Here is a 9,990-nt window from a genome sequence, read left to right as displayed (position 1 = left end):
GCCTCTTCCAGGCTCTCGAACTTCTTGCCCTTCAGCGGCGTCTTCTGCGCATGGGCGACGCCGGACTCGACCTTGCCTTTTCGATCGGGATCGCGCACGCGACACGGCAGTGCCGTCACGCCGTAGTGCGCCAGAACATCGCGATACAAGGGATTCAGACCCGGATCATAGAAGTCCGGAGACAACACCCCCTCACGAAGGTTGTCCAGAACTACGACCCGCGGCACGCCGCCCAGCCGCCGAAAAGCCTTCTCGTGAAGCTCGGCCCACACCCGCGCACTGGATCGGAACACCAGCAGCCGAACCGCTTTCCGGCTGCAACCCAGGGTCAGAACAAACAGCCGCGTGCGCCGGTACTTGCCGCTGTCCGGATCGCGCACCAGCGGCCCCGTGCCGTAATCAACCTGGGCCTCCTCACCGGGTTTCGTCTCGATGATCGCCCGCGCTTCAGACGATACGGCTCCGCGCAGCTTGAGCACGAATCGCTGAACACTCTGATAGCTGCTTGTAAACCCGTGCTTGTCGACCAGATCCTGCCAGAATGCCGAGTTCAGTACTATGCCGAGTAGAGGCCATCTGGCACGCAGGTTCGTGTTTCAACCCCTATTGCGGAGGACCTTTCTGTGGGGCCCGCTCAAGTAGGTCGTGATGTTCCGCTCGGCATAGTCTTCTGCAGTATTCTTTCGCTGTTTATAGCGCCTTCAGAAAAGCTAGCAGGCTATCATCGGGTTTGTATCGCTGGGGTTTCTTGCCAAATGGAGAAACTTTTGCCAAGGCCTCCTCCTTCATTGCGAGATTTGCGTCCAAATAGATCTGCGTAGTTTGAATCGATTCGTGCCCCAGCCATAAAGCAATCACGGTACGATCGACGCCGGCTAAGAGCAATTCCATGGCGGCGGTGTGGCGGCACACGTGTGGCGTGACCTGTTTGGATGCCAGAGTCGGACAATCATGGGACGCAGTTGCAACCTGATTTGCAAAGATGTATTGGACGCCGTCGGCGCTGAATTGTCCGCCACGGGCATTGGTAAAGACCAGATCACTCGTGCCTCGAATGGGCTCTTTTAACCACTGCTTCAATACCGCCACTGTTCGTTTTGCAAGGGGTGTGCATCGTTCTTTCCTGCCCTTGCCCATTACTCTTACATGGGCGCCGGCCTTTAGAACAAGGTCATCTCTTTTCAGGGTGATAATTTCCGATAAGCGGAGGCCCGTTTGCAATGCGAGCAAGATCAATGCGCAGTCGCGTCGGCCGGACCACGATGCCATATCCGGAGCGTTGAGCAGCGCTTCTGCCTCCTCACGAGATAGAAAGTTAACCAAAGTTCGTGGATAACGCTTCCCTGGAATAGCCAGCACGCGCTGTATCTGTGCGGCGTGCGTCGGCAATTCAAAGGCGGCATATCGAAAAAACGAACGGATAGCAGTAAGACGCAGGTTGCGACTGCGAGCACTGATATTGCGTTCCGTTTCCAATGCATCCAGAAAATCGACAATTAGCGGCGCTTGCAGATCCTCGAACAGCAATCGTGAAGGAGGTTTGCGTAATCGCGTCTCTAGAAACTTCAATAGCAATCGGAAAGTGTCTCGATATGAGCTAATCGTGTGGGGGCTAACGCCTTTTTGTCTAATCAGGCGATCCGAGAAGAATCGCTGAAGGAGAGGGGCAAGATCACGCGCAACAGTCATCGCTTCTCCCTCCAACGATCATCAAGCCTCTTCATGGCTAGTTTCATCAGTTCTGGGTACTCAGTAAGGTACCAGTAAGTAGACTCGACCGAAACGTGCCCGAGAAACGTTGCGAGGGCCGGGAGCAAGACTTCGGTGTTTTTCCCCGCTCGGTACCAATTGATCAAGGTCCTGACCGCAAATCGATGGCGTAAGTCATGGATTCTCGGCCCCGAGCCCGACGTTACCTTGCGGAGTCCAATTTCCACTGATAGACATCGGAACGCCACGTATATCGCGTGGTGGGTGAGTGGCTTCCCCGTGCGAGTCATGAAGAATTGATTCGTTGACTTGTTCTCCAGCATCAACCACTCGTCACGTCTCTTGCAGTACGATCGCAACTCCCTCACTGTGGTTGGATGAATGGGCACCAGACGTGATTTTCCGAACTTGCTGTCCCGGATTGTCAGAATCCCATTCTTGAGGTCAACATCTTGGATCTGCAACTTGATGGCCTCACCGATGCGCAGTCCAGACACCGTCAGGAGGCCAAGCAAGCAGTAGTAAGTTCCTCGTGGTCTATCTCGTCGATATCTCCAGGCCGCCCGGAGCAGACGCTGGATTTCTTCGTCGCTATATAGGTAGGGGCGGGAACGCGCGAATTTACGAGATAAGCAATCGAGTGGCGGAACTTCTGTCCGTATATCATAGCCTGCTAAATACTTGGCAAAGCCGCGGACCATGGTCAACCGTTTTGTGGGGTATCGTGCGGAGGTTTGCTGTGCCCAATCGAGAGCCAACCGGGTGGTGATGTATGGGGATTGTCGTTCTTCCATAAAAGAAACGAATTTGGGAAGCCGCACGCCTTCTGCGTGGAGCTTAGCTCCAAGGCCGCGTCGCAATTCAAGATACTCCTCAAGCGACTTGCGTAAGGGCTTCATTTGACACCTCCTGGCCAGGGTCTCGCGATGGGCCGAAGTGCCCTGAAGTCCACCTTCGCATAGAGAAAAGTGGTCTCGGGCTGCTCGTGGCGCAAGACGCTTCCGATGTCCAACAACGATGCTCCATTTGCTAGCATCCGGGTAGCCAATGTATGCCGAAACTGATGTGCTCCTTTACTACGAAATACCGTGTCCACCCGAGCTAATGCTCTTTTCACGATCACACAAACAGTCCGACTGCTCTCGAATCCACTATGTGGAGCAGGGATTCGAAGGAAAACACGGTTACTCGGAACAGATGGTCGGTCCTTGCATAGATAGGCAGCAATAGCTGACCGACATCATGAGGCAGCGGTAGTTTGCACTCCTTCGCGCCCTTACCAGAAACGATGAGCGTTCCTGCCGCCCAGTCAATATCCTCCAGCCTGAGCGCAGCGACCTCCCCAGCACGAAGCCCGAGACGAATCAACAAGAGGAGTACGGCGAAATCCCTTCTTCCAGTCGCTGTTCTACGGTTACAGCGGGCCAGTATGTGTGCCACCTGCTTGCGTGCCAGAGCTTTTGGAATACCAGCCAGTGAACAGCAGCGCACAGTTGGGACTGATCCAGAAAGGTCTCTGCCGATCATGCCAGCAGAGAACAAATATGATGTGAATGAACGCAGAATAGTCGTCACATTCTTGGTGCTCATCGGAGTTCGTTTAGCAGCCTCGGTTCGGACGAAGGCGACGAGATCCTTGGCCTCGATCTTTTGTAGGTCGACCGGCCCGTCGCAAAATCGATATTCAAGAAATTTACCCGTGTAAATGCGGTGATTCTTGATCGTCCCTGGAGCCAAACCACGCTGTTGTCTGAGGTAATTCGAGAATTCCTGAACAATGCTTGCGGTTCCGCTCTCAGCAGCGGGAGATTGAATTGGTTGATCCAGAAGACCACTTCGAGAAAGAAGTTCGAGAAGCATCTGCAACATCTTCCCATCACCGTTCTTCACCGTGCCGCTACGGTCCAGGTGGGACTTGGTATGCGCCAACGTCAATTCCTGAAGGGGAATGCCACATTTCTTAAGCCAACAACCGAAGCGAGCGAGTGCCTGGACGCGTACTCGAATCGATAGCCGGGTATAGCCGTGGCAAAAAAGCTCATCGGCTAGATGTTGGATGTTGAGACCGAGCGGTCCTGTTCGGTATTTCCCGATTGTTCTTGGGTCCTTAAAGAATCGTTCCATGAAATTCCTCCTATCGACATCTTCCACGGAGGAACTACATAACTATGCCGAGCGGAACATCACGACCTACTTGAGCGGGCCCCACAGAAAGGTCCTCCGCAATAGGGGTTGAAACATGAACCCGCGTGCCAGATGGCCTCTACTCGGCATAGTACTGAACTCGGCATTCTGGCAGCTATGGCGAGAACGGCATAGCTGAAAGATACCCATCGCGTTGCGGCCCCGCGACAGCTCAAGCTCGATCAGCTCCCGATACGGTTCACTGGCTCCGTATGGGCGCTTGCCACCCTGCTCCGGCAACCTCATTTCCGGCAAAAAGCCGGTAATCACTTCGTTGGCCGGTTTTGAACTAGCAGAGCCGGTGGTCACCGAAGTGGCCGCTTTTGCCGGCGCCTTGCGCCCCCATCCCCCCGGCGCGCGCAGAGCTATCCCCGCCGACCTCAGGTATCCGCCTGCCGTCTCGCGACGGACTCCCGTCGCTGCCTCGATCCTGCGCAAGGACCAACCAAGACGCCCCAGCGCAATCACCTGTTCCTGCTTCGCTTTTTCCAAGACATTACCCATGCCAACTGAGGCTAATTTCCCTCGTCGGAGCTAATGTCTTAGGCCGTTTCTCTATGGCCGCTTTTGAAGTGATAATCTATGGCCGCTTTTGAGTGATTACCGAGGGCAAGATGGCCCATGTCACTACCAGACGCTTCATATGGAAACCTCAGGTTTAGATTTGCTGGTCAATTGAGATTAACACTGGATTCCGGGGTCGTCAGCAGCAAGGCGATTAAGACTCCCGGAGTGTCATGGGCGTCGGCTCAGCAGTGCGGGTGTAGAGGTGGCCCTGCTGTCGTCCTGGTTCTCACTTTCAGCTTTGGTCCGTTTAGCCGTCGCTTCGTGCTAAATCGCCGCCAAGGTCTCTTTCGAGAGGGCGTTCTGGACCGGGGGCTAGATTGGGCTCGCAATGCCGTTCCTTATCTTCCTTCCAGACCAACTTTTGCTCACTCGGCTTTGGTACATTCTTTGGCCTGCCGGTCTAGCTGCCTCAACGCTTCACTTGGCTCTCCACAGATTTGGTCAGACCGTTTGGGAAAGGGGGTTGTCCTATTCGTAGGATACGGAGGTAACTTCCTGGTCTATACGCTATTGGCCTGTGCTTTGCATTGGAAACGTCGCAGCCGCCTTGTTCTCCAAGGTTGAGCTCGAAGGTGCCGTTCTCATCAAATAACCGGCCAACCGTATATAGCTTTATCTCTGGCTGCACCGCAAGCGCGTGGTGAGCGTGCCCGCAGTCTGCATACTCCCATCAACCTGCAATTTCTCTCTGTAGGAGATTCCATCCACTCCGGTTTCCCGGTGTTATGCTTGCTGCGAGGCTTCCCGGCCCCAAATCTAAGCGCTGGATGTCCAACGATTTCGACAGCTCGCAGGACAATGCACTTCTTCAGCTCGACAATGAGCGAAATCCAGAGGGAAAAGCCTGAAGGGAGTGCCGGAGTTGGTCCGGGGTGAAGAACAGCCTTGGTATAGTTAAGAAAAAGATGTATAGTTTTTCTTAATTCATACGAGAGGTTATCGCATGGAAACCATGCGGGATCAGATAGTTGCGAGAATCGAAAGGCTCGGCGAAGGGAAAGCCTTCTCGGCGAAGGACTTCCTCGACATTGCCAGCCGGACGACTATCGACGTGACTCTGGCGGAACTGGCGCGCAAGGGCACGGTGCGCCGCATCCGCCGAGGTCTTTACGACATGCCGCGCGTTAATCCCGCCCTTGGTGGAACGCTCAGCCCTGACATCGACGAAGCCGCGCGCGCAATTGCGCGACGGCAACGCTGGAAGATCGTGCCGGACGGAGCATGGGCGGCAAACCTGTTGGGGCTTTCGACACAGGTGCCGTCGAAAATCATCTACCTGACCGACGGACCGAACAATGAAGTACCCATTGGGCGGCGTAGCATTGTATTCAAACACGCTCGTCCAAAGGTGCTTGCTGGGCTTGAGGGGAAGATCGCTCTCGTCGTCCAGGCATTGCGTCATCTGGGCAAGGAAAACGTTGGTACGCGCGAGATGGAAGTGCTGCGGGCGGCGCTCACGCCGTCCGAGAGGAAGAACTTCGTTCGGGATGCTCGATTCGGCGTGGATTGGATATATGAAGTTGCGAGCCGGATTGCAGAGGAGACCGCGTGAACAAAGTTGCACGAATGACGAAACGCGACCGCGCGGACTTGTTCGCTGAAACGGCGGAAAGACGGGACCTTTCCGAAGCCGTTGTTGAGAAGGACTTCTGGGTCTGCTGGACGCTGAAACAGTTGTTTGCGATAGATGCCCTGAGAGACCGCCTGCTTTTCAAGGGCGGCACATCGTTGTCGAAAATCAATCACGCAATCAACCGCTTTTCGGAAGACATCGATCTGGCCGTGGATTACGTCGCCCTTGGCTTCACGGGCGACCGCGATCCGCGCCGGGAAGGACTGTCGAAAACCAAGCGCGCCGCTATTCTGGCGGAAATGATGACCGTCTGTCAGCTGTATATCGGTAGTGAATTTATCGAAGTTCTTCGGGGCCGCTGCGAAGAGATTCTCGGCAATGGAGAAAATTGGACTCTGGCCGTTAGCGAGCAGGACAGGAATATAGTCCGCTTTCAGTATCCGTCGGCCGCGCCAACGCTCGACTACATCAAGCCCCAGGTCATTCTGGAACTCGGCACCCATGCAGAATTTGTGCCGCGCGACCGCTTTACCGTGCGCGCCTTTGCAGCGGAAGAGTTCCCCGCCTTGTTCTCCGACCCCGACGTGGCTGTGACTTCGCTTCTGGCCAAGCGCACCTTTTGGGAAAAGGCGACCATCCTCCATGCCGAGTATCACCGGCCAGTGGAGAAGGCTCTGCCGGATCGCTATTCGCGGCACTATTACGATCTTGCGATGCTGGCGCAAAGCCCTGTTCGCGGCGAAGCTCTGGCGGACCTTGCCCTCTTGGATCAGGTGGTACGCCACAAGGAAACCTTCTATCCATCAAGCTGGGCCAGGTACGATTTGGCGCGGGTTGGGAGCCTGCGTCTCGTCCCGACCGAAGAGCGGCGCGCCGCATTGGAACGGGACTACCGCAGTATGAGCGTGATGATCTTTGGCGAGCCGCCGCCGTTTGGCGAAATCACGGAAGTCCTCGCCGCGTTGGAGCAGGAGATAAATCAGAAATGAACGGGAATGAGCAGCGTTACGTGGAAAGGTTCGGAAACAGAGAAAAATGACTTCTGAGGCCACAACACGCAAGGAAATCATTGACTTGCGCCTTAAAGAGGCGGGGTAGAACGTGGCTGATCGGACGCAGGTTTTCGAGGAATACTTTGTGTCACCTCTCGAAAATGGGAATGGTGAGGCAAGTTCTGCTTCCTCTGAAGGGTTGCCTAAAAACGGTCCCAGAGAGTTTAGCGACTACATTCTTCTTGGCAAGAATGGCAAGGCAATTGCCGTTACCCACAGCGTTTCGGATATTGGGCCAGTACCGAGAAGAAACACTTTCCCGACCCTGGTCGGCCAGGATGCAATCGCTTCCAGACATATTCGCATTTCTGCCCTCTGAGAAATTCATGCTCTCAGAGGTCAGCCCAGATCCCAGTTCGTGAATCGAAACGAGACTTTCGGTCTCGGTCGCCAGGAGTAATCCAGAGATATTCATGAAACATGCATCCTTCATGATGCTCCGGGATGTGCATTCCAGCCAGATTGAAGGAGTCCTTCGGTCCCCTCGAACAAATGTCGATGTGGTTAACGAGTGGTGCTTGTCGTCGACGGTCCTATAGCGCGGCCCCAACCACCGCAATCAACTCCTCCTGCGTAAGCGGCAGTGGATTGGCTTGCATACTGCTGGCTTTCGCTGCCTTCTCAGCTACCCCCGGCAAATCAGCATCAGTAACACCCCAAGCGCGCAGCGCTGGGATGCTGAGTTCCTCGGAGAGCGCTCTTACCCACTCGATGCCATCCTCTGCGCTTGCATCACTCCGGCCGGTAAGCAGACGCGCGATGGCAGAGTAGCGTTCGAGAGCTGGATGCTGTGGTGCGCGGGCGCGCAATCCAGCTACGTTGGCCGCCATGCCGTGTGGCAACAGCGCAGCGCAGAGTGCCCCGTGTGGAGCCTTCCATTGGCCTCCGAGCGGCGCCGCAAATCCATGCACCACACCTAATCCGGAGTTTGCCAGAGCCAAGCCACCGAACAGGCTCGCCAAGGCCATATCGTGTCGCGCATCACGATCCGCGCCGTTATGGTACGCCCGTCGCAACGCACCTGCTACGCGCTGGATCCCATCAACACAAATGGCATCGACCAGGGGATTCGCTCGTATGCTCACATACGGCTCGATGAGCTGCGTCAGGGCGTCGAGGCCGGTAAATGCGGTGACTTCAGGCGGCAGCCCATATGTCAGCTCGGGATCGACCACCGCGACCCGCGGCAGCATCAGCGGGCTTCGCAGACTCGCTTTGACGCCGTATTCGGTTGATCCGAGTACAGCATTCCGCGTGACTTCGCTTCCAGTACCGGCCGTGGTCGGTACTGCAATGAACGGCAGGGGCGGGACCGTGATGGCGCGACCCTTTCCCACTATCTCGAGAAACTCGAGAGGCTCGCCTCCGTTTGTGGCAATTGCCGCGATCGCTTTGCCGGTGTCGATTACGCTGCCGCCGCCAATCGAAATCACGACATCGCAGCCGGCGTCCTTGGCGAACCTAGCCCCCTCGCGGATCGACTCGGCGGTCGGTTCGCCGGCCACCCGGAAGGTATCTGCTGAGAGTGTGGCGACAAGGCTCTCAGTGCGCTCGGGCGACGCGCCGGTTACTACCAGCCGACGGGTGCCGAAACTACGAGCCAGGTCGGGCAGGGTGGCAGCCGTTCCCTCACCGAAGATAATGCGCGTTGCGGTTGCAAATTCAAAGCGCATCTTCTACCAGTCCTTCGGATCGGGAAAGACTGCGTTGAACGTCGCTCTTTGACGGGGTTCGGCCATCATGTCTGCCACCTCATCGCGCCACCTCGCGTAGTGAGCAGTTTCCCTATGCGCGGCGACTGCTTCCGGCGAGCGGTAGACCTCGATCAGCACGAACCGAGTCGCATCGTCCTGCTGTTCGACAAAATCGAAGCGTGCAATCCCAGGTTCCTGAACACTCGAGCGGGCATTCTTTAGGGTTGCCTGCCGGAAGTCTGCGACCGATTCAGGCTTGACGTGTACATGCACGTGAACGATCAGCATCGGTTTTGCCTCCGCTCCCTATCTTACTAAGTCTCTTTAGTCGGGTAGCCCGACTTCACCGCCCGCTCTCCACCATGTCCACTCTTCGATTCCGATCTCCCGGGATAGGGCACTCGTGTGCCTCCCTACCGAAAGGAAATCCATGCAACCTCATCTATATTCTCTTGCCCCTAAACCATCCAGCCTCGAAGAACTGATCCAGAAGGCCAAGACCTTCGTCGCCGCAGCCAAGGCGCCCGCTACACTGAAGGCTTACCGAAACGACTGGCGCGACTTCGAGTTCTGGTGCCGCGAGCACCAGTCGCCCTCGCTTCCTTCGACGCCGGAGTCCGTTGCCCTCTACATTGCGGACCGCGCCTCCACATTGGCATCGGGAACCATCGCCCGCCGGCTCACCTCGATCACCAAGGCGCATCAGGCAGCAGGCTTTACAAATTCGCCGGCCACGACCCGCCACTTCGTCGTCGGCGAGACGCTCAAGGGCATCCGCCGCACCATCGGCACCGCCCAGCAAGGGAAGGCCCCGCTCCTTTCCACAGACATCCGCCGGATTATTGCCGCCCGGCGCGAGGACCTGCTCGGACTCCGAGACTCCGCACTCGTTCTGGTCGGATTCGCGGGCGGATTTCGCCGGTCGGAGCTGGCGGGTATCCATCTATGTGACCTCAAGTTCTCCGCCGACGGCGTCGTCGTCACCGTCCGCAAATCAAAGACAGACCAGGAGGGCGCGGGACGCGAGGTAGGCCTGCCCTTCGGTGCCAGTCTGGATACCTGCCCGGTCCGTGCGCTTCGCCAGTGGCTCGACCGGGCCGCGATTCGAGAGTATGCGTCCGGCCAAGTACACGGTTGACGGCGGTGCTCAGGGGATGAGAGAAGTTTTCAGGCGTGTGTCTTTACCGCCCATGCAGCGGGCGTGAGTCCG

Annotated in this window: 11 protein-coding genes and 1 pseudogene; 4 read left to right on the top strand and 8 right to left on the bottom strand. The window is 56.6% G+C overall.

The window, feature by feature from the left end; genetic code table 11:
* From VMU57_RS16360 to VMU57_RS16340, 6 genes and pseudogenes are all read right to left on the bottom strand, one after another.
* Positions 1–545: pseudogene (locus VMU57_RS16360) on the bottom strand (DDE-type integrase/transposase/recombinase); the annotation flags it as partial.
* A 145-nt stretch (positions 546–690) separates the two neighbouring features.
* Complete coding sequence (locus VMU57_RS16355) at positions 691–1,689, bottom strand: site-specific integrase (RefSeq protein ID WP_325385326.1); 999 nt, start codon at positions 1,687–1,689, stop codon at positions 691–693.
* The gene (locus VMU57_RS16350; RefSeq protein WP_325385324.1) at positions 1,686–2,609 is read right to left on the bottom strand and encodes a tyrosine-type recombinase/integrase; all 924 of its coding nucleotides are present in this window, start codon (positions 2,607–2,609) and stop codon (positions 1,686–1,688) included. The genes VMU57_RS16355 and VMU57_RS16350 overlap by 4 nt, the downstream gene beginning before the upstream one ends.
* Entirely contained in the window at positions 2,606–2,806 is a 201-nt protein-coding gene (locus tag VMU57_RS23120; protein WP_414648666.1) for a tyrosine-type recombinase/integrase, read from the bottom strand. Before VMU57_RS23120 ends, VMU57_RS16350 begins: the two co-directional genes overlap by 4 nt.
* A 23-nt stretch (positions 2,807–2,829) precedes the next feature.
* Positions 2,830–3,834 (bottom strand): tyrosine-type recombinase/integrase, encoded by a 1,005-nt coding sequence (locus VMU57_RS16345; protein ID WP_325385322.1) that lies wholly within the window; start codon positions 3,832–3,834, stop codon positions 2,830–2,832.
* Between the two features lie 66 nt (positions 3,835–3,900).
* Positions 3,901–4,398, bottom strand: coding sequence for a hypothetical protein (locus VMU57_RS16340; protein WP_325385320.1), 498 nt, complete (start codon positions 4,396–4,398; stop codon positions 3,901–3,903).
* A gap of 1,006 nt (positions 4,399–5,404) precedes the next feature.
* On the opposite strand from VMU57_RS16340, the gene VMU57_RS16335 reads away from it, so the two are divergent.
* The 3 genes from VMU57_RS16335 (at position 5,405) to VMU57_RS16325 (ending at position 7,405) form a co-directional block, all read left to right on the top strand.
* Positions 5,405–6,013 carry a DUF6088 family protein gene (locus tag VMU57_RS16335; protein WP_325385318.1) on the top strand — a complete coding sequence of 203 codons (609 nt, stop codon included), beginning with the start codon at positions 5,405–5,407 and terminating at the stop codon, positions 6,011–6,013.
* Positions 6,010–7,023: a nucleotidyl transferase AbiEii/AbiGii toxin family protein gene (locus VMU57_RS16330; protein WP_325385316.1), complete on the top strand. Its 1,014-nt coding sequence runs from the start codon at positions 6,010–6,012 to the stop codon at positions 7,021–7,023. The genes VMU57_RS16335 and VMU57_RS16330 overlap by 4 nt, the downstream gene beginning before the upstream one ends.
* Before the next feature lie 112 nt (positions 7,024–7,135).
* Complete coding sequence (locus VMU57_RS16325) at positions 7,136–7,405, top strand: hypothetical protein (RefSeq protein ID WP_325385314.1); 270 nt, start codon at positions 7,136–7,138, stop codon at positions 7,403–7,405.
* 214 nt (positions 7,406–7,619) lie between these two features.
* On the opposite strand, the gene VMU57_RS16320 is transcribed toward VMU57_RS16325, so the two are convergent.
* Positions 7,620–8,759, bottom strand: a complete 1,140-nt coding sequence (locus VMU57_RS16320; protein ID WP_325385313.1) for an iron-containing alcohol dehydrogenase — start codon at positions 8,757–8,759, stop codon at positions 7,620–7,622.
* Between the two features lie 3 nt (positions 8,760–8,762).
* Positions 8,763–9,068, bottom strand: a complete 306-nt coding sequence (locus VMU57_RS16315) for a putative quinol monooxygenase (RefSeq protein WP_325385311.1) — start codon at positions 9,066–9,068, stop codon at positions 8,763–8,765.
* A gap of 142 nt (positions 9,069–9,210) precedes the next feature.
* On the opposite strand from VMU57_RS16315, the gene VMU57_RS16310 reads away from it, so the two are divergent.
* Positions 9,211–9,918: a hypothetical protein gene (locus tag VMU57_RS16310; RefSeq protein WP_325385309.1), complete on the top strand. Its 708-nt coding sequence runs from the start codon at positions 9,211–9,213 to the stop codon at positions 9,916–9,918.
* Positions 9,919–9,990 lie beyond the last annotated feature (72 nt).

Source organism: Edaphobacter sp. (genome assembly GCF_035532915.1).
Classification (GTDB): domain Bacteria; phylum Acidobacteriota; class Terriglobia; order Terriglobales; family Acidobacteriaceae; genus Edaphobacter.
Note: the sequence above shows the minus strand (reverse complement) of the source record. Positions and strands in the feature narration are given on the sequence as shown.

What these genes read in the sequence shown, in the direction of transcription:
- VMU57_RS16355 (WP_325385326.1), bottom strand. Translation starts at nt 1,689, where the DNA reads ATGACTGTTGCGCGTGATCTTGCCCCTCTCCTTCAGCGATTCTTCTCG.
- VMU57_RS16350 (WP_325385324.1), bottom strand. Translation starts at nt 2,609, where the DNA reads ATGAAGCCCTTACGCAAGTCGCTTGAGGAGTATCTTGAATTGCGACGC.
- VMU57_RS16345 (WP_325385322.1), bottom strand. Translation starts at nt 3,834, where the DNA reads ATGGAACGATTCTTTAAGGACCCAAGAACAATCGGGAAATACCGAACA.
- VMU57_RS16340 (WP_325385320.1), bottom strand. Translation starts at nt 4,398, where the DNA reads ATGGGTAATGTCTTGGAAAAAGCGAAGCAGGAACAGGTGATTGCGCTG.
- VMU57_RS16335 (WP_325385318.1), top strand. Translation starts at nt 5,405, where the DNA reads ATGGAAACCATGCGGGATCAGATAGTTGCGAGAATCGAAAGGCTCGGC.
- VMU57_RS16320 (WP_325385313.1), bottom strand. Translation starts at nt 8,759, where the DNA reads ATGCGCTTTGAATTTGCAACCGCAACGCGCATTATCTTCGGTGAGGGA.
- VMU57_RS16315 (WP_325385311.1), bottom strand. Translation starts at nt 9,068, where the DNA reads ATGCTGATCGTTCACGTGCATGTACACGTCAAGCCTGAATCGGTCGCA.
- VMU57_RS16310 (WP_325385309.1), top strand. Translation starts at nt 9,211, where the DNA reads ATGCAACCTCATCTATATTCTCTTGCCCCTAAACCATCCAGCCTCGAA.